The 21,979-nt window shown below is 60.7% G+C and carries 12 protein-coding genes and 1 tRNA gene; 4 read left to right on the top strand and 9 right to left on the bottom strand.

All coding sequences use genetic code 11. The features are described 5' to 3' along the window. Positions 1 to 530 precede the first annotated feature (530 nt). Positions 531 to 1,325, top strand: coding sequence for a LysM peptidoglycan-binding domain-containing protein (locus K6T12_RS19320; protein ID WP_222224551.1), 795 nt, complete (start codon positions 531 to 533; stop codon positions 1,323 to 1,325). 370 nt (positions 1,326 to 1,695) lie between these two features. Here K6T12_RS19320 and K6T12_RS19315 read toward each other — a convergent pair whose 3' ends face one another. Continuing rightward, on the bottom strand, positions 1,696 to 1,887 hold the full coding sequence (locus K6T12_RS19315; protein ID WP_222224550.1) for a tautomerase family protein: 192 nt from the start codon (positions 1,885 to 1,887) through the stop codon (positions 1,696 to 1,698). A 211-nt stretch (positions 1,888 to 2,098) separates the two neighbouring features. On the opposite strand from K6T12_RS19315, the gene K6T12_RS19310 reads away from it, so the two are divergent. Beyond that, on the top strand, positions 2,099 to 2,743 hold the full coding sequence (locus tag K6T12_RS19310; RefSeq protein WP_222224547.1) for a FecR family protein: 645 nt from the start codon (positions 2,099 to 2,101) through the stop codon (positions 2,741 to 2,743). A 53-nt stretch (positions 2,744 to 2,796) separates the two neighbouring features. On the opposite strand, the gene K6T12_RS19305 is transcribed toward K6T12_RS19310, so the two are convergent. The 8 genes from K6T12_RS19305 to K6T12_RS19270 form a co-directional block, all read right to left on the bottom strand. Beyond that, a complete protein-coding gene (locus K6T12_RS19305; RefSeq protein ID WP_222224546.1) occupies positions 2,797 to 5,373 on the bottom strand; it encodes a putative bifunctional diguanylate cyclase/phosphodiesterase in 2,577 nt (858 codons plus the stop codon). 308 nt (positions 5,374 to 5,681) lie between these two features. Next, positions 5,682 to 7,061 (bottom strand): molecular chaperone, encoded by a 1,380-nt coding sequence (gene yegD / locus K6T12_RS19300; RefSeq protein WP_222224545.1) that lies wholly within the window; start codon positions 7,059 to 7,061, stop codon positions 5,682 to 5,684. Positions 7,062 to 7,275: 214 nt separating this feature from the next. Next, a complete protein-coding gene (locus K6T12_RS19295) occupies positions 7,276 to 10,665 on the bottom strand; it encodes a DUF4214 domain-containing protein (RefSeq protein ID WP_222224544.1) in 3,390 nt (1,129 codons plus the stop codon). A gap of 520 nt (positions 10,666 to 11,185) precedes the next feature. Further along, positions 11,186 to 11,632 carry a PaaI family thioesterase gene (locus K6T12_RS19290; protein WP_222224543.1) on the bottom strand — a complete coding sequence of 149 codons (447 nt, stop codon included), beginning with the start codon at positions 11,630 to 11,632 and terminating at the stop codon, positions 11,186 to 11,188. Positions 11,633 to 11,938: 306 nt separating this feature from the next. Then, a complete protein-coding gene (locus tag K6T12_RS19285) occupies positions 11,939 to 13,351 on the bottom strand; it encodes an aldehyde dehydrogenase family protein (RefSeq protein ID WP_222224542.1) in 1,413 nt (470 codons plus the stop codon). A gap of 170 nt (positions 13,352 to 13,521) precedes the next feature. Further along, entirely contained in the window at positions 13,522 to 14,841 is a 1,320-nt protein-coding gene (locus K6T12_RS19280; protein ID WP_222224540.1) for an alginate export family protein, read from the bottom strand. A 363-nt stretch (positions 14,842 to 15,204) separates the two neighbouring features. Beyond that, positions 15,205 to 15,708, bottom strand: a complete 504-nt coding sequence (locus tag K6T12_RS19275; RefSeq protein WP_222224539.1) for a thioesterase family protein — start codon at positions 15,706 to 15,708, stop codon at positions 15,205 to 15,207. A 411-nt stretch (positions 15,709 to 16,119) separates the two neighbouring features. Then, positions 16,120 to 17,706, bottom strand: coding sequence for a methyl-accepting chemotaxis protein (locus K6T12_RS19270; protein ID WP_222224537.1), 1,587 nt, complete (start codon positions 17,704 to 17,706; stop codon positions 16,120 to 16,122). A 761-nt stretch (positions 17,707 to 18,467) separates the two neighbouring features. Here K6T12_RS19270 and K6T12_RS19265 point away from each other — a divergent pair. Both K6T12_RS19265 and K6T12_RS19260 read left to right on the top strand, forming a co-directional pair. Beyond that, positions 18,468 to 18,544 (top strand) — tRNA-Pro (locus tag K6T12_RS19265). 153 nt (positions 18,545 to 18,697) lie between these two features. Next, on the top strand, positions 18,698 to 20,620 hold the full coding sequence (locus K6T12_RS19260; RefSeq protein ID WP_222224536.1) for a nucleoside-diphosphate sugar epimerase/dehydratase: 1,923 nt from the start codon (positions 18,698 to 18,700) through the stop codon (positions 20,618 to 20,620). Positions 20,621 to 21,979 lie beyond the last annotated feature (1,359 nt).

Below are 21,979 nucleotides of genomic sequence, written 5' to 3'. Positions count from 1 at the left end.
TGGGCGCCGCCATGCGCAAGCTGGTACACATCTGTTTCGGTGTGGTGAAAAACCAGCAAGAATTCCAACCACAACTGCCGTAAAAGGCCGTTGTGGCCGGAATCGAGAGATGGTATCTACGGCGAAATCCTGCAGCAGCCGGCTCCGACCGCGACCGCTCTTGGGATTTCCTCAAACAAATCGCCCTCGGAGCTGGCTGCTACGGCGAAACCCTGTAGCAGCGGGCTCCGACCGCGACCGGTCTTGGGGTTTCCTCAAGCAAATCTCCCTCGGAGCGGGCTGCTACGGCGAAATCCTGCAGCAGCCGGCTCCGACCGCGACCGGTCTTGGGGTTTCCTCAAGCAAATCGCCCTCGGAGCGGGCTGCTACGGCGAAATCCTGCAGCAGCCGGCTCCGGTGCAACCGTCTTTCGACCGCGACCGATCCATCGGCTCCAGACAGCAGTTGTGAAATACCGGAGAGCGACTAAGTTGAATGACTAACTGATCGGCTCATATGGAATGTGCTGAAATGCGACAAGGAGGTAAACAATGTTCTACGACGTCAAACCGGGCGATACCCTCAACCGTATTGCCGAACGGTTCAATCTCAGCGTCGATACCCTGGCGCAAACCAACGGTATTGATGATCCCAACCGGATCCAGGTGGGCCAGCGGCTGCAACTGCCAGCCACTGCAGAGCCGCCCACGGAAGCAATTCAAACAGCGCTGACCGGCCAACAGCTGCAGCAGATCATGCCGCAGGCCGACCCTGAAGATATCGCCCGCTACCTGGTACCGCTGAATAAACAGATGGCGCGCTACGGCATTGACACACCACTGCGCAGGGCCCACTTCCTGGCCCAGATCGGCCACGAAAGCGGCCAGCTGCGCTTCATCAGCGAGAACCTGAATTACAGCAGCCAGGCGCTGCGTACCCTCTTCAGCAAGTACTTTCCCACCGAAGAAATGGCCGAGCAGTGCGCCCGCCAGCCGCAGGTGATTGCCGATATCCTCTATGCCAACCGGATGGGCAACGGCCCGGCCGACAGCAATGACGGCTGGACCTTCCGCGGTCGCGGCTTGATCCAGTTGACCGGCAAGGATAACTATCGAAGTTGTGGCGAGGCGATCGGCATCGACCTGCTGGCAAAGCCACAGCAGTTGGCCGATGAGCCGAACTGCGCGGCGGCCGGTGCCTGCTGGTTCTGGCAGAGCCGCAACCTGAACCCGCTCGCCGACCGGGACGACGTTCGGCAGATCACCCGCCGGATCAACGGCGGTTACAACGGCCTGGCCGACCGGGAAGCTCTGCTGGCACGGGCCAAAGAGGTATTGCAGGTATAACCCGGGCCAAGCCCGCAGCCCCGAAAACCGGTAGCAGCGGGCCTGGCGAATCGACCACGACAGGGTTGGCGTTGTCCGTGAGTATCACCCTCGCCCCATCGGGCCTAAAAAGGTTCTTCGCGGATTAGCGGGAAACAGCTATATCAGGTGAACAAGCACCGCGTGGGCACAAAAAACGTACCCACCCTACAATGCTTTCCATTACACGATGAACCACAAAAACCAGGCTGCTACGGCACGGGCCCTGTATGGCGTCACCCGGGGCACCACCGCCGCAGGCGGTTGAAATGCCTTTCAGCGCTCAGCCGGCGGGACCTACCCGGGCGGTCCTGCCAAATTGCTGAGCAGCTGGCAGCCTGAGGCTTACCGCTTAAAGCTCCCATTTGATAAAGGTATAACTGCCCCCCTCCTCCGGGTGCTCGGTCCGGTCATGGATGATGATCCGAATCCGCTCTCTGGGCACCAGGATGGTACGACTGATGGTATCGATCAGCGCCTGGCCCAATGCCTCCTTGTCCCGCTCGGAACAGGCCTCCAGCAGATCTATCTTGGCAACGGACATAATGCGCCTCCAACTGAGCTCGACAGTATCGGTTGTCTTACTGCTACAAGTGTTGGCCCGCACCGGCCTGGCCGCCGTTATACCTCAGCGCCGATCGTCTCGTTCTTTGGTAGCAGTCCTGCCGGCCGGTGGCCTCGGCTGTCACCCGCTCAGGCTGCATCCCGTGCCGGGGCGGGTTACTATCGCCACAGCTCGGTATCAGGAGAAAAGGATGCTAACCAGACGCAGTATGTTAATCGGTACGATCGCGCTGCTGGCCCTGTTCGGCCAGACGGCGGGGGCGGAGCAATCGACAGAGTTGATCGGCAAGGTGCTGCTGGCGACTGGCCAGCCACAGGTGGAACGGAGCCGGCAGCAACTGCCGCTGAAGCGCAATGATTACCTGTACCAGGGCGACACGCTGGTCACCCCGGGCGGCGCCAGGCTGCTGTTCCGGCTGGCGGACGGCAGCCGCATCTCGTTGGCGGAGAACAGCAGCTTTTCGCTGGACCACTACCGCTATGAGCCCGCCAAACAGCAGGCCGATGTCCGCTTCGGGCTGCTGAAAGGCGCCTTCCGGGCACTGACCGGCGCCATCGGCCGGCAGCCGGCCCCCAAACTGGAGATCGATACCCCGGTGGCCACCATCGGCATCCGCGGCACCGAGTTCTGGGGCGGCTTCCTGTTCTCCGAGGCGCTGGACGTCACCATGCTCGGCGGCAAGGGGATCTATATCCGCAACGCCTACGGCCAGGTGGATATCAGCCAGGCCGGTCTCGGCACCAGCGTACGGGCCGGCCAGCCGCCGGCGCCGGCCACCGCCTGGCCGGAAGAAAAACTGCAACGGGCCGCCGCCGCAACCCCGGCGTTATTTTGAAAGTCGCCACGGCAATATATTAAAAAACAACCGGCGTTATATTAAAAAAACCGTCAGGCCGGCTCGGCCGGTTGCAGGATCCGGGCCGGAATCTGCCGCGCCGGCCGGCCGATATGGTAGCCCTGGGCGTAGGTGATGCCGGCCTTGACCACCATCTGCAGCACCTCGTCGGACTCGACGAACTCGGCCACCGTTTCGACATTGAGCTCCTGCGACAGCTTGGCGATGCTGTTGACGAACGCCATATCGCGGCGGTCGTTGGCCATATTGGCGATGAACTCCCCTTCGATCTTCACGAAGTCGATCGGAAAGTGTTTCAGGTAATGGAACGACGAGAAACCGGAGCCGAAGTCGTCGATCGCCAGCTTGAAGCCGTAATCCTTCAGGTTCATCACGAACTGCTCCAGCACCGACAGGTTCTTCACCGAATCGCGCTCGGTGATCTCGAACACCACCTTGTCCGGGTCGACTCGGTGGGTCTCCGCCATCGCTTTCACCCGTGGCAGGAAGTCGGCCACCACCACCGCCCGCGGCGACAGGTTGATGAACAGCAGCCCCTGGTAGTTCACCTGTTGGGCATGGGCGAACGCCTTGTCCATCACGATGTAATCGAGCAGGTGGATCTTGCCCATCGATTCGGCGATCTCGATAAACTCGCCGGCCGACATCAGGCCGCCTTCCGCCAGTTCGATGCGGCTCAGCACCTCCACCGCGGTCACCTCGCCGCTGGCCACCGCCATGATCGGCTGGAACACCGGCACCAGGCTCTGCTCCTCGATCGCCCGGTTCACCAGCAGGGTCTTCTCGGTCATGTCCTTGAAGATATCCACCAGGTCCTCGTCCTGCGGCAGGCTGACGCAGTCCTTGCCGGAGGCCTTGGCGCGATACATCAGGTTGTCGACGAACAGGAACAGGTCCTTGCGGTTGTCGGCATGTTCCGGGTAGACGCCGACGCCGACCGAACCGGTCACCTTCAGTTCGGTGCCGTCGTGATCAAGTGACACACTGTGAATAACCTCCATCAGCTGCTCACTCACCTTGGAAGCCCGCTCCATGTCGGCTTCCGGCAACACCACCACGAACTCGTCGCCGCCGTAACGGCAGATGATATCGCCGGAATCCAGTTCCCGGTTCAGCGTTTCGGCAAACTGGGCCAGCAGCCGGTCGCCGGCGGCATGGCCGTAGCCGTCATTGATCGACTTGAAGTTGTCCAGGTCGACCAGCAGCAGCGCGACGCTGTAATCGTGCCGCCCGGCCCGGTCCAGTTCGTAGTCGAGCAGTTCCCAGAACATCCGCTGGTTGTACAGGTTGGTCAACGGATCGCGGGTGGCGTAGTACTCCAGATCGCGGGTGTACTTGTAGATCGCCTTGACCGAGCCGACCACGTTCAGCAGCGTCGACAGGATACTCTCCAGTACCAGCTTGCGGGTGTCGTCGCGCATGATCTCGGCCTGCACCCCAACCCCGACGATACCGCCGATCTTCGGCGCCTCGACCACCAGGGACTTGGTCTGCAGCTCGATCTGCTGCTGATCCAGCTCAACCACCTCGCCATCGCGCAACGAAACGTTGTGGCGCACCTTGATCTCGCCGAGGCTGAACGGACTGTTCGGCTGCTGCAACCGCTTCAGGATCGCCTGCTCCATCGCCAGACGGCTGCGCTCCGACGGCGGGCCCAGCCAGAACACCTCCAGGTCGAACTGCTCGTCGTCCACCTTGAAGATCGAGAACATGGTGTGGGTGTGGATCACCTTGTTGATGTCCAGCATCAGCTCGTTGACGTACTCGCGCCAGTCGCGCACCACCTCGGAGGTGATCACGAACTTCTCCAGCAGCCGGATCTCGAACTCCAGCAGGTCACGGTCCACCGCGATACCACGCAGCTTCTCACCCAGGCTCTGCACCTGGCTGAAAATGCTCTGCAACTCGCTGAACTGTACCCGGCTCTTCGGCATCTCGAACTCGGGCAGATCGGCGATGGTCTCCACCTGCTGAATCTCCTCGCGCAGCGCGCCGACCGAGCGGTTCATCTGCAGCCGGATCTGGCGGATCGCCAGCCAGGCGAACAGCAGCGGCACCGGTGCGATCATCAGCAGGTAACTGGCCAGCATCGCCTGGGCGCGGGCGATCTGCGGCTTGATATTCTGCTTCACCTCGATCAATCCCAGCGTATCGCCCACTTCCACGTTGGTGTGACAGGCCTGGCAGCGCCGCTCGGCCAGCAGCGGATAGAGGTAACGCAACTTCTCCTCGCTATGCTCGAGGATCGGGCTGCCGCTTTTCATCACCTGCAGCATCTGATCATCGAACGGCGGCTGCTCGATAGGTCCGTACAGGCGGGTCACCGGCTCGCCGCGGTAGATCGACAGGTTCAGGTTGTTACGCTCGTTGCCCTGCTCCAGCTCCTCCATAAAGGTGTCCAACTGGCTACGGTTCCAGCCCTGGCTCATCACCAGGTACATGGCGTTGAAGGTGCTCTTGGCGATGGTGTCGGCAATCCCCTCCGCATTCTCCTCGACCGCCGCCTGATAGGCCCGGGTGGCGATAAAGAAGATCGCCAGAAAACCGAGGATCGAGAAAAACACCGAACGCCGGATCAGAAACGCTGTAATGGAAGTTGCGGAGGTCATTTTAGGTAATTGAATATCCACTCGAAAGATCAGCGCAGTCTAAAGTAAAGCGCCGGCCGAGTAATGAGCTACTTAAGACGTACTTGACGGACATCAAGTACGCAATTCGTCTAGGGCCAGACTACAGAAAAGTAACCCATTGATTAAATTGGACTTTAATCCTAGCTGCCAAGCGCAGCGAAAGCCCTTGGCGAGTCGGCGGAAAACAGGGCTGCAGGCCGACTGCAGCAGCTCCAAGCCACAGGCTCACCTTTCACCCGGCGGCTAAAAATTACTGACCAAAACCGTCAAACAAACACCTGCCGCGGTCAGCGATACAGCCGGGCGGCCCACTTGGTCAGCCCGGCGGCGACGCTGCCGAAGTGGTCGCCATCCACCACCTGAATATCGCCGAGCTGGCGGGCGATCGCCCGGCGCACCACCGGCGATTTGGCGGTGCCACCGGTCACGTAGATCAGGTCCGGCCGGCACTGCGCCTGCTGCAACACCTCCACCATCAGCTTGACCACCTGCGATACCGGCCGTTCGACCGCCTCTTCATAAAGCGACTGGCAAACGGTCTGGCTCAATTCGGCCTCGATATAGTCCAGCGGCACCCGATGCTCCGCCGCTTCGGACAGCGCGATCTTGCACTGCTCGCCGCTGCGTACCAGTTGGTAGTTCTGTTTGTGCCGCTGCAACGCCAGCAGCCGACGGACCCGTGCCGGGTGTTCCGCATCCAGGCAGAGCTGTTTCATCAGTTCGATATTCTGCAGGCTGTTGAACTCACCCTGGGCGGCGATATCGTTGACCGACACCGCATTCCAGTACGGCTGCGTCGGCAGCGGCCGGCCTGTTTTCAGCAGGTCGCCCAGACCGAACAGCGGCATCAGCGCCTTGTAGCTCAGGTGGATATCCAGGTCGTTACCGCCCACCCGCTCGCCGCTGTGACCGAGGAAATCCGCCTGGCGGTCGACCTTGTCGCGATAGGAGGGCCCCATCCGCACCACCGAACAGTCGGTGGTACCGCCGCCCACGTCGACGACCAGCACCGTCTGGTCCCGCTCGAGACCGGTCTCGAAATCGATACCGGCGGCGATCGGCTCGAACAGCAGCTCAGCCTGTTCGAACCCGGCCCGCTCGGCGGCGCGCAGCAGAATACCGCAGGCCTGCCGGTTGGCCTCCTCGCCGCCACTGCCCTGGAAGTTGACCGGCCGGCCGATCACCGCCTGGCGGATGCGCTGGCCCAACCGGCGCTCCGCCGCCTGCTTGATCCACTGCATCATCGCGGTAACGATGTCCTCGAAGAACGCCAGGTGCTCGGCCCGCAGACCGCCAGCACCGAGGAACGACTTGGGCGACTTGACGAAATAGCCCTCGTCCGGCAGATCGATATAGTTCTCCACCGCTTCCTCGCCAACGAACAACACCTGCTCGCCGGGCCGGATATCCAGCTCTCGCTTCACCGCCGCCGCCATCCGCAACTGCCCCTGACGCTCGGCCATGTAGCTTTCACGCATGGATTCGGAGGCGATATTACGCGCCACCGAATCGCAGATCAGCTCACGCGACAGTGCATACAGGCAGGACGGCACCAGTCGCTGGTCCTGATGAAGCGGCAGCAGAGAAACCTGGTCAGGTTTGGCATCCGTAGTATCGAAAACACCGATGGCGCAGTTGGAGGTTCCGTAGTCGAATCCGGCAAACATGGCGACAGCTCACTGTGGGCAAAAAACGCGCACGGTAGCATATCGGGGTGGGGATACAAGGGGGGAGGAACGAGTCGAGATGCTTCGACAGATCAATCTTACCTATGAAAGCAAGCTCGAAAGAAAACCCCCCACGTTCGTCTTGAACTGTGGGGGTTGCTTGCTAACTAGGTCTAATCAACTGCTCCAATGAAGCCGTTTAGATTAGGCAACGTCAGGACGTCAGAATTGCGCCCAAGTCTGTTACCTCGACACCAACCAGTTGGACAAAGACATCGCTGTCCTGAGCACCGGTCACACCATCGCCCTGGAAAACATAGCTGCTGTCCGTGGTCGAGTCGTAGTAAGCCACCGTAGCAGTCTGATCAGCTACCTGGGTCACCAACGCATCCATCACCTCTGCCAGGGTGGAACTGCTGGTCACATCGGCAACACCATCGGTGATGGTGAAGGTTACACCAGAAACTGTAGTTTCAGTCGCGTTTCCGAGTAGGGTATCCACATCCAGCTCCAGCTCATCAGCTGATAGAGAGAAGCCACTGATAACGTCCCAAGTGCCACCGGATTCGCTGAAGTAGGAGTCTGATGGCTGCAGGCTCCCAGTAGCAGAAATATAAAATGGAATGTTGGTCGCCGGTGTGTCCACCACCAGGTCAGCTTCGCCCAGGTCCGCCTGGGCGCCGTTGGCATTGTAGGTGAACACCAGCTCATAGTTCACCCAGCTAAAGCTGCCGTTCAGCACGGTGGCATTGGCGTAGTTGCCCGCGGCATTCAGGAACGTCACCACATCGGTACCGTCGTTGCTCGCCCCGTAGGTGAAGGTCACCGTCTCCGCCACATTGTGATCGGTCGCCGAGGTCGGCAGAGTCAGCGTGACCGCGTAGCCGTCCCACAGCCTGATGACGTTGTAGTTCAGCGCCGCCGCGCTGCCGGCATCGCCGGTCACCGAAGCGTCGATGGTGGCGGTGTACGCCGGAAAGTCCACCGCCAGGTTGGCTTCGCCCAGGTCCCCCGGGGGGCCGTTGGTAGTGTAGGTGAACACCAGCTTGTTGCTCTCCAGGCTAAAGCTGCCGTTCAGCGCGGTGGCATTGGCGTAGTTGCCCACGTCATTCAGGAACGCCACCACATCGGTGCCGTCATTGCTCGCCCCGTAGGTGAAGGTCACCGTCTCCGCCGCATTGTGATCGCTCGCCGAGGTCGGCAGGGTCAGCGTGACCGCTTCGCCGTCCGACAGGGTGGTGACGTTCTGCAGGTAAGACAGAACTGCTTGTTCTTGGCTACCCGTTTCTATTTCTACAATATCAGTCCCGTTCCCCAACGTGATCTGGTCAGCCCCTTCACCTGGGTAGATAAAATTATAGTAAGTCCCGCTCACTGAGATCTGATCATCACCTGAAGTGCTGCCAATGACGTTTAGGCCATTTGTCGTGGTGGTAATCTCTATCCCATCAGTAATTAAACTATATCTAGCCGTTCTTAGGCTTCCATCACCGGAGAATGCAATACCGCTAGCCTGGGTACACCACAGGGCGAGTGTAGCGCCGCTTTCCACTGCAACCCCGCCCGAACCGGTGAAGGTTAGTGACGTGTAAATTGGAACCAGGTTGGTGTCGCTGCTGATTGTGCGATCATTAATTTCGACAGTGCCATCTCCTTCGATGGCGGCGTATAGGTTATTGCCACTAATGCTAGCTGTACTAAACGCTTCGGCTTGGGCGGGGTTCATTAACAGAGCCTGACCTTCCGCCAGATAAATGGAATCAGTTCCCGGCGTCCAGTCGTCAAGATCTATAACCTGGCTGGCCGTAATGCCGCCCCGCACAAACGTTACAGTATTGTCTGTTTCGGAAATGGAAACGGTAATATTACCGGTCGCCGTTCCGGCAAACGTTATTACACCCGTGCTTTCATTGACGTTCACAGTGAAGGTTTTCGGCGTGCTGCTGCCGCCACCACCGGTAGTCGGCTGTTGCGGCTCTTCGATTCCCGGCTCTTCAGTTCCACCATTAGCATCATCGCTGCCGCCGGTTACCGCATCGTCGTTCACTTCAACGTTGCCAGCCGCTTCGGTCAGCTTGCCGCCGGAGTAGCTGTCCTGGGCATCGGTCAGGTCGCCGGCTTCGGCGCCCGCCTTGATCGCGTCTTTTGCATCCCCTTGGGCAACAGTCTGGATCTTCACCGCTTCCTTGATCGCGTTCAGCGCGCTACTGGTATCTGCGCCTTCCAGCGCCTGGGCGATTCCGGCGTTGGCATCGGCCAGCATAGTGGCGGTCTCGTCGGCCAACGCGGCAACCTTATCTTTCAGGGTTTCCTTGACGGTGGCGTCGTCAATCGCATTCAGCGCCTTTTCGACCGCCTTGTTGACGGTATCTTCCAGCACGGTGGCATCGGACAGGTCGACAGTGCTGTCGCCGTCAGCGGCTTCGCTGATCTTCTCAGCCAGCGCTTCTACGGTGGCCTGCATCGCTTCGGCAGCGGTCAGTTCTTCGCCGGCCGAGCCCTGCATCACTGCAGCGGCCTGGACCAGCATATTGGCCACTTTCAGGTTGGCCGACTGTACAGCCAATGCAGTGCCGACGCTGGTTTCGTCGGCACCTTCAGTGGTGGCTTCCTTGATCGGGTCGAAGGTTTTCAGGTCCACATCGGAAGACAGGCCCAGCGCTTTGGTGACCACCTGTTCCGCATCAGCGGTGGACTTGCCGCTGTCAACCAGTGACTGCACCAGCGTGGTGACCGGATTGATCACGGTGGAGCCGGACGGTGCTTTCAGCACCCCGTCGAACGCCAGACCGGTGGAGATATCGGTACCGCCGGTCGCGACCAGTTCACCCTGGCCGGTCAGCGAGAAGTCACCGTCCGCATCGGTGGTGGTGGATACTTCATCGTCGTCCAGCACACCGTCGCCGTCCTTGTCGAGGAACACGGTGGCGCCGCTTATATAGCCGTCGATCACCTTACCGGAAACCTGATCCGGCAGGGCTTCGCCGCTGTAGTCGTCGCTGCTGTACAGGCTGCCGATCAGCGTTGCCTGATCTTCACCGGCAGCGGCCAGCTCTTCGGTGGTCGGCGCCCGGTCGAGGATACCGTAGTAGATCGCGGTAGTCTGAACATCGCTGCCCGCTACCTCATCGAACTCCGCAGAGGATGCAAAGTGGCTGATTACATCGGCCTGGCTGTAACCGTCGGCCATAATCCCTTCCCAGTAAGCCTTGCCATCGGCATCGGCATCACGCCCGAAGGCGTTCTGGTAGAGCTGGTCGAGGAAGGCGCCGTTGGTGGTGGCATCCGCGTAAGCGGTGGTGAACTCTTCCGAGTCGGTAAAGGCGGCACTGATGTTTTCCAGGCTACGGCCACCCTGCATCTCGTTGACCCAGAAGCTCAGCCCTTCGGTGTCCGGAATCCGGTCGAACACCAGGAAATACAGTTTTGACAGGGCCGCTACGGAGCCTTGGAACTCCTCGCTGGCGACGAATGACTGAGTCACTTCGGTAGATGTTGCATTACCGCTGTCGATTTCATTTTCCCAGTAGGCTTTGCCATCGGTATCAGCATCGCGATACAGGAACTTGGTATAGAGTTGATCAATGAAGGTAGATGTTGACATGATGCTTCCTAGCTATCGTCGATTGGCCTTTACAACCCAGGCAGCTCCGGGTTCATGCAGGAGTACAGCCGGCCTGAAAAACAAACACGCCCATGCGAAAGCCAAAGGCGGCTTATGTCCACAAGCGAACGAAGTGTCAGAACAGAGAAAGGGTCAGGGAACCTGATCTATGACCGATAGCGAGGCGAAGCACTAGCCCCGCATCTTAGGGAGCTGTACTGGGATAGCTGCAAATCCATTGCCTTTTATCAGCCCTTCCAGTGGACTATCACGTCAAACGCGGGGCAATTATTGTCAGTTCACTCAGGATATGTAAATGGCTGGATTGCCATATTTGCATTAGAAAATGCGCCCTAGGTCATTGAATGGTGCCATTTTCTTGATTGCACGCCAGTTCAAACAGCCGTTTATTCTTAGCGCTTGTTATACAAAGAGAAAATCAACTAAACGATGGTCGATACCTTTAAATCTTTCACCTAAAAACAGATAGATACTGGGCTAATCGAATCTCTTACCAGCTTCACACCAACGCCGGCCCCGGCTGCTTTCTGGCCACCCGGAACACCGCTTCAAACTCGATCACCGCTTCGCCCGCTTCGTTGTAGACCGTCGCCCAGGTGGGATAGTCACGCTCGCTCGGCGCGCCGACCTCCGCCTCGCAACGGAAGATGCCTTTGATGCCGGGCCGCAGGAAACGGGTTTCCAGTTTGATGGTGCCGAAGCGGGTGCCCTCCGGCAGCACGGTCTTGATCGCCATCGCTACCGCGGTGTCGGCCAGGGCGGTCAGTGCCCCGCCGTGCAGTACCCCGGCACCCTGGCTGTATTGGTAACAGAACGGCATGGTCAGCACCGCGCAGCCGTCGGCCGCCTTTTCGATCTGCATATTAAGCAGCGATTCGAACGGCGCCAGCTCCACCCACTGGCTGAGTTCGACCTGATGGGGGCCGGTGTTCTGGCAGTCGATCATGGGCATCCTCGCACGGTTAACAAGTCGTTGTGGTCAGCTTAGTGAAGTTTTTGAAAGCTGTAAGCGGCAAGCTTCAAGCGGCAAGCAGCGCGTCGAGTCGGATCGTTTCAAAACCGCCGGTGGCGGTGGCGCCCCGGGTGACGCCTTACATGCAAAACCTGCTCGGCCTGAGCCCCTTTACCGACAAAAACGAAAAAAGGGGCCAGGCGGCCCCGAAAAGTCCAGCGTGAAGAAAGCAAGAAGAGAGCGGGCTGAGCGCCCGCCCGGACATGGAAAAACTTACTTAACTTAATTCAAATTTTTCATTTATTTGTTGATGTTGATCACCTGCGGCACGGTGTATTCCAGCAGCCCTTCCAGGCCAAACTCGACGCCGAAGCCGGACATCTTGCAGCCGCCGAACGGCGCGTACGGCAGCACCTCGGCGTGACCGTTGATCCAGGCGGTGCCGCACTCCAGCTGGGAGGCGACCTGTTGGGCGCGTGTCAGGTCGCAGGACCAGACCGAGCCGCCCAGCCCCACTTCGCAGGCGTTGGCGCGGGCGATGGCGTCGTCGACGTCACTGTAGCGGGTCACCGGTAGGGCCGGGCCGAACTGCTCTTCATCCACCAGCCGGACGCCGTCGCTGACGTCGGCGACGATGGTCGGCGGGTAGAAGTAGCCCTTGCCGTTCAGCGGCTCGCCGCCACTGAGTACCCGGCCGCCGTTGGCGCGGGCATCGTCTACCAGCTCGCGTACCAGGTCGAACTGCTCACGGTTCTGTACCGGGCCGAAGGTCACACCCTCGTTCAGGCCGTTGCCGACGGTCTGCGCCTGGGCGATCGCTGCCAGCTTGTCGCACAGCTCGTCATAGAGCGAGTCATGCACGTAGAGCCGTTTCAGCGCGGCGCAGGTCTGACCCATGTTGAGGAACGCGGTCTGGAAGATCCCTTCGGCGATCGCCTCGACATCGGCGTCCGGCAAGACGATACCGGCGTCGTTACCACCCAGCTCCAGGGTCAGCCGTTTCAGGTTGTCGGCGGCGCTGCGCATGATCCGCTGGCCGGTCGGCGTTGAGCCGGTGAATACGATCTTGCTGATGCCGCCGTGGTTGCTCATCGCCGAGCCGATACCGCTCTCGCCGGCCACCACGTTGCAAACGCCGGCCGGCAGTTCCTGGTTGATCAGCTCGACCAGCTTCAGAGTGTTGAGCGGAGTAAAGCCGGACGGCTTGGCGACCACGGTGTTGCCCGCCCGCAGTGCCGGCATGATGTGCCAGACGGCGATCATCAACGGCCAGTTCCAGGGAGTGATCGAGCCGACCACGCCGATCGGCTTGCGGTGCAGTTCGATCCGCTTGCTGTCGCTGTCCTCGATCAGCTCGACCGGGATGTCCAGCTCGGCGGTGTAGCGGGTCCAGGCGACCGCACCGCCGACCTCGACCTGGGCCAGCGCCAGCGGCTTGCCCTGCTCCTTGACGATGATCTCGGCCAGTTCGTCCGCCGCCGCCTCGATCCGGTCGGCGATCCGGTTCAGGGCATCTTTACGCTCTTCCCGGCTGCTGTGCTGCCACGTTTTGAACGCCTGCTGCGCCGCTTCGACCGCCTGGTCGAGCTGCTCGACAGAAGCCTGCGGACAGGCGGCCACCACCTCCTCTGTCGCCGGGTTGAGCACGTCGAAAGTACCGTTGGCGCCCGCCACGGCCTGGCCATTGATAATCAGTGCGTATTCGTTTTGCATGGGTGCTATCTCTCTGTCTCGACCGCTGTCCGCATCCTGCGGGCCGGTCTTCTCCATTAGGCTGTCTAAGACGAACTGCGATTTCTCTGTATGCGTATCGGTATAGGTAGTCATACCGGTTTAAGGATAGCCGGACCCACAGAGCGGGCCCGGCCGGCAGCGATCCACGATCAGAACAGCACGATCGCCAATACCTGGGCGTACAGGCTGGTGTCGTCGTTGCCGATCTGCACCCCGCCGTCCGCGGCGCTCCTGTCCGGGTTGTAGAAACCGACCAGCGGGCTGATGATCAGGTTGTCGCTAACCACCCACTCGGCGTACAGGTCCAGCTCGCGGCCATCCAGCGCATCGCCGCTGTTGCCGCTGAAATCGAAGTACAGCGCGCCGAGGCTCAGGTTCGCCAGCGGGCTGACCTTCACCCCCAGGTGATGGACATCGGTGTCGGAGTTGAACGGGCCGGCGTAGTTGGCCGCCACCTCGCCCTGGAACCAGGTGCCGTAGCCGCGGTTGAAGCCGAAGAACAGCGGGTCGAAGCCCTCGTCAAAGCTGGAGTAGCGGTAGTTGACGCTTGGCGTCCAGGGCATGTCGGCGAAGGTCCAGCCGCCCTCCAGGTACCAGCCATCGCCATCCTTGCGGCTGTTGTCGCCCTGGTCCTGGGTGACGAACTCACCGGACAGGAACAGGTTCTCGACGCCGGCATTGCCCTGATAGCGCAGGCTCAGCGTCTGCTGACCGTCACGATGGGTCTGACCGAAGAACGCTGCCTCTTCGGCATCGACATCCAGCCCCTCCAGGTACATCGCGCCGAAGGTGCCGATCTCGCCGACGTGCTCGACGTTCAGGCCGGCCAGCTCCATGCTGGACTGGGCGGCGTTATCGGACTCCATCCAGAAGATGTCAGAACGCAGCCCCTGCTCGCCGCCGATCCGCAACATCGCGGTCTTGTCGAACGCCTTTCGCGCCGCCAGCCAGTAGGCGCCACCGCGATCGATCTTCGGTGCGCCGGGAATAAAATCGAAGCCTTCGCCGAAGTTCAGCGAATCGCCGTTGAGCAGAAAACCGTCGCCCATGGTGATGTTCTGGCGACCGAACGAGAGTTCGACCAGCTCGTTTCGCCAGCCGACAAAGGCATCCTCCAGCTCGGTATCGGACTCGTCGCCGGTGGTGAAGCCAGCCGCATCGCCGTCGCCGAAACTCGCCGAGGTCAGCAAATTTACGCTGCCGAACAGGCTGGAACCGTTGCCGAGCTGACGGTTGCCGCTCAGGCCAAACTTGACGTAAGCCTCCTGCCAGGAAACGTCGCCCTCGCTATCGCGCAGCTGGGCGTAGCTTTCCTCGCTGTAGAAAGCACCGAAGATCGCCTCTACATCGAAATTCAGTTCGGTACCGTTGTCGTCGACCAGGGTGTAGGCAGACGCGCTACCGGACGCGGCGGCGATGGCGGCCCCCAGCAACAGCCCGGACGCCCGGCGCATCAATTGGGTTTTCATGCGATCAGTTCCTCTGCAGTACTTGTTGTTGTTTTTTCTGCCACCACGCGCCAGCCCCCGAAGGGGAGGAAGGGGTTGAACGGGCGGCGGTCGATCAGGCCACTGCAATCAGACTACCGGCACGCTGTAAACCAGATGCCGGCGGGATGTAGGAAGATGTGGAGAGTTGTAACGGGATGTAAATGGAGAGGAATTAACAGTTGGGAGTTCACAGTCAACAGAAATATATCCCTTGACTGTATTGAGCCCTGCTAATTCAAACTGTTAACTCAAATTTGGTGGCCTCATGAATAAGTAATAATACGTTCGGCACTTGGGGGCTGCATTCCTCTGTTAACTGTTAACTAAAACCTGTTAACTGAATCATCCATCCTGCCCGATCAGCGGTTTGTCGATCTCGCGGCCGGCGTTGGCCGGTTGCGGCAATACCTTCTGGCTGCGCATCAGTTGCGACAAAGCCTCGGCCACCGGGGCGGGCCAGCGAGCCGATCGGCGGGTGGTCATATCGACGCCCAGCAGCAGGCTTTCCATCTCCACCAATACCTGCTGATCCTCATCGCTGACCAGTTGGTGAAACAGCCGCAGCCGCTTGTCGTCCCAGCCGAGCAGTTGAGTGCGGGCGCTGACCTGCTGGCCGGCGTGGCCCTCTTTCAGGTAGTAGAGCCGGTTCTGCACCGTGAAGGCGCTGAACTGCAGCCGGCTGCGGCCGGATTCGTCCAGCCCGATCCAGTCCAGCAGGGTGTCGGTGGCGCGGGTCAGCAGCACCAGTCCCTGGGCTTCGTTGAAGTGGCCGTTGTAGTCGCAGGCCTCGGGTGCAATCGGGCCAAACGGGGTCTTCAGGTAGCTATTGTTGAAATAGCAGGTCATGGCAGCACTCCTTTATGCTGGCGTATGGAGCTTCATTCAACCAGAGCGGCGGCAGATGGCAAGCCCGATTAGACCAAGGTCGCCCCGCTGCCGGTTTTCCGTTTTTTGGTTCGGTGCGGATTTGCCGAAAACGTCCACGTCCATCGTACGTTTGCAGCCAGCCTCCCTAGCAGAGCGTCCCGAGCACGGCCTCGGTAGCAGCGGGCTTGGCATGCCCTTTGGGTACTGACCGCGACGGATGTCGGGACTAGTGCCAAGGTTCCGGTCGCCCGCGGAGCGGGCTGCTACGGCACGGCTACTGTAGCAGCGGGCTCCGACCGCGACAGAATTAGCGCCAGGGTTCCGGTCGCCCGCGGCGCGGGCTGCTACGGCACGACCGCGATAGCAGCGGGCTTGGCATGCCCTTTGGGTTCAGTGCGCCGCCGCATAACCGACCCGGAAACAGCCCCAGTGGCGGCCGTTGATGTAGATCGGCGCGGTCAGGTCATGCAGGATCTGGCCGGTATCGCGCTTGTAGGTCATCAGCAGGAACGGCTTGGTATTGGCGATGCCGGCCAGCATATTGCGGTTGTCGTAAACCCGCTTGGTGCGGTTGTTGGCCAGATCGGTCTCGTAGTTGCCGGTCAGCGGCTTGCAGAAGCGCTCGTTATGAGTCGGTATGTAGCCGCCCGGACCGCTGCAGACCGCGTAGTCGAGCTGCGGATAGCGCTGCAGGATCGCCTCCTGGATACGCGGCAGCAGTTGGTCGCAGAGCTGGTCGTAGTCGGTGTTGTACTTGGTCGGATTGGTGTTGGCGATCGGCTTGAAACGGGTGTCGAAGAACGCCTCCTGACGGATCCGCCCCCGCTCCACCTGCTGTGCGAACAGTTCGCCCACCTCTTTGGCGGTATTCATCACCAGCTGACAGAACGCATTGTGGCTGGTGTCCAACTCGAACACCCCCAGCGTCTGGTAGATCTGCTCGGACATCTCGGTCAACACCTGGCCCTGGGCGGCGCAGGCGCCGCTGTCGCGTCCCAGATGTTCCAGCTGATCGTGAATCTGGTGGATCGATCTGGAGATTGCCGCGGTGGCGTCGGCATGCTCGCCGATCGCACCGGCGATCTCGGTCACCTGGCGGTCAGTCTGCACCGCCTCCTCGGCGATGGCGCCGAGGCTGCTGTCCACCCGGCCGGTCACTTCGGCCACCTGCTGGATCTGATGCTGCAGGGCATGGATCGAGTCCACCGCCCGGTTGGCGCCGCTGTCGACATCGCGTAGCAAGCTGCCGATCTCGTCGGTGGCGCCGGCGGTCTGGTTGGCCAGGCCACGCACCTCGTCGGCCACCACCGCGAAACCACGGCCGGCATCGCCGGCGCGGGCCGCCTCGATTGCCGCATTCAACGCCAGCAGGTTGGTCTGCTCGGCAACGCCGTTGATCATCTCGGTCACCCGCTGGATCTCGCGGGTTCGGGCCGCCAGTTCGTTGATGGTATCCACCGCCTGTGCCATCTCGTCGCAGACCTGGCTAATCAACTGGCGGGCCTGGGCCACCGCCTCGCTGCCGCTCTCGGCATGCTGACGGGTGCCGGAGGCGCTCTGCTCGGCCTGTTGGGCGCTGTCCGCCATCGACTGGGTGGTATCGGAGATCTGCTGCGCCGAGGTCGCCACCAGGGTCGCCTGTTCGGTCTGCTGGTCGACCACCTGGCGCACCTTGTCCACCAAGTGCGACAGCTCGGCGGCGGAGATCGCCACCCGGTCACCGACTTCGGCCACCTCGGTCATCGCCTGGCGATAGGACGCGTCTTGGTTAGATGTTTGCTGGGAAATATCCGTATCGGTTTTACGACTCAGTTGCCAGGCCACCAGCAGCGCGACGGCGATGGCCACCAGCGACCAGAACGATTGACTGAGCAGACCAGCATCGCCGGATAGCAGCGACGGTAGCAGCCCGACCACGGCAATAAGCGGGCAGAGCATCCAGGGCGCCTTGCGGCGGCCAACGCTTTCTGCGGACATTGAACACCCCTTGAACTAGTTTATGTTGTTGTTATTTTTTTCCACCTGCGAATTCACACAGACGGTCCTTGTTCTTGAATAGCCGTACCTCAGACCGACTCAAGCCATGATAATGTAACAATTAATAAAAACAGAATAAGAAAAGCGTATCACTTTAACCGCAACAGTCTGTTGCCGGATCCACCCGGGCCAGAAAGGCAGGGCAAGCACCCAGCATAGCAAGCGTGATGTATCGAAATTCGAGGCCAAAGTAATCAGTGGTAACGGGTTGGTCGCGATTTGTAACGCCTGCGGATTCGCAGCGCCTGTCGGCGCTTGGTCGGCTAAAGCCAACCCTACATAAGGGTTGGCACTACTTCTGCCACGGCTCGCAGGGTGGCAGTTTTTGTAGCAGCTCGCTCCGCGAGCGACCTGGTCAGCTCTCTCGAAATAGCGCGGGCAATATAACGGCTTTCTCTGTCGGCATAAGCGTCATTGATAAAAAAGAGGATCTTCATCGCCCCCCTGTCGCTCACGGAGTGGGCTGCTACGGATTCTAAATTCAGGTGGCAGCCCACTCTCAATCAACAAAGCGGCTATTTTTTGAACAACCCAGAGATGATGTGTTAAAAAACAACCAATTACCGAACTTTTTTGAAAATTTTCATCGGCCGGGCTTGACTGAGTTCCGCGTATCTGTAAAATGCGCTCCACGGTTTGGGCAGCAATGTTCCAATCCAATCAACAACTTAGATGAATTAAATATCTGGGTTGTCATGCGTCGGGGTGTAGCTCAGCCTGGTAGAGCACTGTCTTCGGGAGGCAGGGGTCGTAGGTTCAAATCCTGTCACCCCGACCATTTTCTTCTTTCCCGCTTCCATCACTGGCTATTCAGCCAAGTTTTTCAAATATTTATTCCGCTCGTTAAGTTTGCGATCCGCTCGCTTTACGCGATAATGCATAGCCCTTGGATAACCACTCCCCTCTCGTCACCGGATAGGCGTTGGACGGCATGCTGTCATTTTTGATTGAAGCTCCACGCGCGGTTAAACGCGCCTGCACCCTGGTCTACGATACCCTCGGTATCTGCGCCGCATTCTTCTGCGCCCAGGCGTTGCGCATCGGCAGCTGGGAGCTGCCATTGAGCACTAAAGACTTTGGCGTGCTGTCGATCACCATCGCCATTACCCTGTTCGCCTTTGTCAAACTGGGCCTGTACCGGGCGGTGCTGCGCTACATGACGCTGCCGGCAATGCTTAATATCCTGGTCGGCATCGCCCTGTCGGCCGCCACCCTGGCGGTGGCCAGTTTCTACCTGCAGAGCTTCATGCCACGCACGGTGCCGATCCTCTACCTGACCCTGGCGATGCTGATCCTCGGTACCCCCCGCTTCCTGATGCGCGCCTGGTTCTACCATCACATCAAGCGGCGTAAGCCCAACGTGCTGATCTTTGGCGCCGGCCCCACCGGCATGGAACTGGCTTCGGCTCTATTGCAGGGCTCGGAGTACCACCCGGTAGCCTTTATCGACGACGATCTGCGCAAGCAGGGCACCGTACGTCACGGCATGCGGGTACACAGCATGGAACAGCTTGAGTCGCTGCTGACCCGCTATGAGCCGGTCAAGATCCTGCTGGCGATCAAGCGGCTGACCCAGCACGACCGCCTGCAGCTGCTGAACCGGCTACGCGACTACCCGATCGAGATACAGTCGATCCCGTCGCTGGAGGACCTGGCCAGCGGTCGCGCCGAGATCAGCCAGATCCGCGACCTGGACGTGGAAGACCTGCTCGGCCGTGAGCCGGTACCGCCGCAGCTGGAGCTGATGGCTGCCAGCATCCAGGATAAGAACGTGATGGTCACCGGTGCCGGCGGCTCGATCGGTGCCGAACTCTGCCGCCAGATCATCCACCAGCAACCCAGGCGGCTACTGCTGTTCGAGCTGAACGAATACAACCTGTACCGGATCGAGCGGGAGCTGCGCGCCACCATCGAGGCCTATGAACTGGATATCGAACTGGTTCCGGCACTGGGTTCGGTGCAGCGCCAGAACCGGCTGGAGGGGCTGATGCGCAACTTCCAGATCGAGACCCTGTACCACGCGGCGGCCTACAAGCATGTACCGATCGTCGAGCACAACATCATCGAAGGGATCCGCAACAACGTGTTCGGCACCTGGTACACCGCCGAAGCGGCGATCCGTTGCGGGGTGAAGAACTTCGTGCTGATCTCCACCGACAAGGCGGTACGACCGACCAACGTGATGGGCGCCTCCAAGCGGATGGCCGAGATGGTGCTGCAAGCGCTGGCCCTGCGCCAGGATGATACCCGCTTCACCATGGTACGGTTTGGCAACGTGCTGGGCAGCTCCGGCTCGGTGGTGCCACTGTTTCGCGACCAGATCCGCCACGGCGGGCCGGTTACGGTGACCCACCGCGAGATCACCCGTTACTTCATGACCATCCCGGAAGCGGCCCAACTGGTGATCCAGGCCGGGGCATTAGGCGGCAACGGCGATACCTTCGTGCTGGATATGGGCGAGCCGGTCAAGATCGTCGATCTGGCCCGCAACATGATCAAGCTGATGGGTTACAGCGTGCGTAGCGAGAAGCACCCGGACGGCGATATCGAGATCCAGTTCACCGGCCTGCGCGCCGGCGAGAAGCTGTATGAGGAGTTGTTGATCGGCGATAACGTCAGCGGCACCTGCCATCCGAAGATCATGCGGGCCGAGGAGAACTGCCTGAGCTGGCCGGAAATGGATCAGCTGTTGCGCCAGCTGGACGACGCCTGCCACCACTTCCACGTGGATATCATCCACCAGATCCTGCGCTCCACGCCGACCGGTTTCGCGCCGACCAGCGGGATCAAGGACGTACTGTGGAATTCGATGCGCGACACCAAGGATCTGCCCGAGGCAGATGCGCTACACTGATTGAGTCCATCAGACACCAGTAGCGGCCTGCCCTGCGGGCGACCGACCATGGTGCTGACGGAACCACCTCGGGTCGCGGCTGAAGCCCCTCCCACAGGGACGAGTTTCGTAGCCGCCCGCTCCGAGGGCGACCTCCTCGGACTACGCCAACCCTGTCGCGGTCGGAGCCCGCTGCTACAAGGACTTCTACTTCGTAGCGGCCCGCTTGGCATGCCCCTTGGGTAGCGAGGGCGACCAAGCCATGGTGCCGACGGAACCACCTCGGGGCGCGTCTGAAGCCCCTCCCACAGGGACGAGCTTCGTAGCCGCCCGCTCCGAGGGCGACCTCCTCGGACTACGCCACCCCTGTCGCGGTCGGAGCCCGCTGCTACAAGGACTTCTACTTCGTAGCGACCCGCTTGGCATGCCCCTTGGGTAGCGAGGGCGACCGACCATGGTGCCGACGGAACCACCTCGGGGCGCGGCTGAAGCCCCTCCCACAGGGACGAGCTTCGTAGCCGCCCACTCCGAGGGCGACCTCCTCGGACTACGCCAACCCTGTCGCGGTCGGAGCCCGCTGCTACAAGGACTTCTACTTCGTAGCGGCCCGCTTGGCATGCCCCTTGGGTACTACGGGCGACCAAGCCATGGTGCCAACGGAACCGCCTCGGGTCGCGGCTGAAGCCCCTCCCACAGGGACGAGTTTCGTTGCCGCCCGCTCCGAGGGCGACCTCCTCGGACTACGCCAACCCTGTCGCGGTCGGAGCCCGCTGCTACAAGGACTTCTACTTCGTAGCGACCCGCTTGGCATGCCCCTTGGGTAGCGAGGGCGACCAAGCCATGGTGCCGACGGAACCACCTCGGGGCGCGTCTGAAGCCCCTCCCACAGGGACGAGTTTCGTAGCCGCCCGCTCCGAGGGCGACCTCCTCGGACTACGCCACCCCTGTCGCGGTCGGAGCCCGCTGCTACAAGGACTTCTACTTCGTAGCCGCCCGCTCCGAGGGCGACCCCCTCGGACCACGCCAACCCTGTCGCGGTCGGAGCCCGCTGCTACAAGGGCTTCTACTTCGTAGCGGCCCGCTTGGCATGCCCCTTGGGTAGCGAGGGCGACCGGCCATGGTGCCGACGGAACCGCCTCAGGTCCCGGCCGAAGTCCCTCCTATAGGGACGAGCTTCGTAGCAGCCCGCTCCGAGGGCGACCCCCTCGGACCACGCCAACCCTGTCGCGGTCGGAGCCCGCTGCTACAAGGACTTCTACTTCGTAGATACCATCTCTCGATTCCGGCCACAACGGCCTTTTACGGCAGTTGTGGTTGGAATTCTTGCTGGTTTTTCACCACACCGAAACAGATGTGTACCAGCTTGCGCATGGCGGCGCC

Source organism: Marinobacterium arenosum (assembly GCF_019795155.1).
GTDB lineage: Bacteria > Pseudomonadota > Gammaproteobacteria > Pseudomonadales > Balneatricaceae > Marinobacterium_C > Marinobacterium_C arenosum.
This window is presented reverse-complemented; position numbering and strand designations above follow the sequence as displayed.

Bases quoted from the DNA above. Each gene is read 5' to 3' on its own strand.
- K6T12_RS19320 (WP_222224551.1), top strand. From the start codon at position 531: ATGTTCTACGACGTCAAACCGGGCGATACCCTCAACCGTATTGCCGAA.
- K6T12_RS19315 (WP_222224550.1), bottom strand. From the start codon at position 1,887: ATGTCCGTTGCCAAGATAGATCTGCTGGAGGCCTGTTCCGAGCGGGAC.
- K6T12_RS19310 (WP_222224547.1), top strand. From the start codon at position 2,099: ATGCTAACCAGACGCAGTATGTTAATCGGTACGATCGCGCTGCTGGCC.
- K6T12_RS19305 (WP_222224546.1), bottom strand. From the start codon at position 5,373: ATGACCTCCGCAACTTCCATTACAGCGTTTCTGATCCGGCGTTCGGTG.
- yegD (WP_222224545.1), bottom strand. From the start codon at position 7,061: ATGTTTGCCGGATTCGACTACGGAACCTCCAACTGCGCCATCGGTGTT.
- K6T12_RS19295 (WP_222224544.1), bottom strand. From the start codon at position 10,665: ATGTCAACATCTACCTTCATTGATCAACTCTATACCAAGTTCCTGTAT.
- K6T12_RS19290 (WP_222224543.1), bottom strand. From the start codon at position 11,632: ATGATCGACTGCCAGAACACCGGCCCCCATCAGGTCGAACTCAGCCAG.
- K6T12_RS19285 (WP_222224542.1), bottom strand. From the start codon at position 13,351: ATGCAAAACGAATACGCACTGATTATCAATGGCCAGGCCGTGGCGGGC.
- K6T12_RS19280 (WP_222224540.1), bottom strand. From the start codon at position 14,841: ATGAAAACCCAATTGATGCGCCGGGCGTCCGGGCTGTTGCTGGGGGCC.
- K6T12_RS19275 (WP_222224539.1), bottom strand. From the start codon at position 15,708: ATGACCTGCTATTTCAACAATAGCTACCTGAAGACCCCGTTTGGCCCG.
- K6T12_RS19270 (WP_222224537.1), bottom strand. From the start codon at position 17,706: ATGTCCGCAGAAAGCGTTGGCCGCCGCAAGGCGCCCTGGATGCTCTGC.
- K6T12_RS19260 (WP_222224536.1), top strand. From the start codon at position 18,698: ATGCTGTCATTTTTGATTGAAGCTCCACGCGCGGTTAAACGCGCCTGC.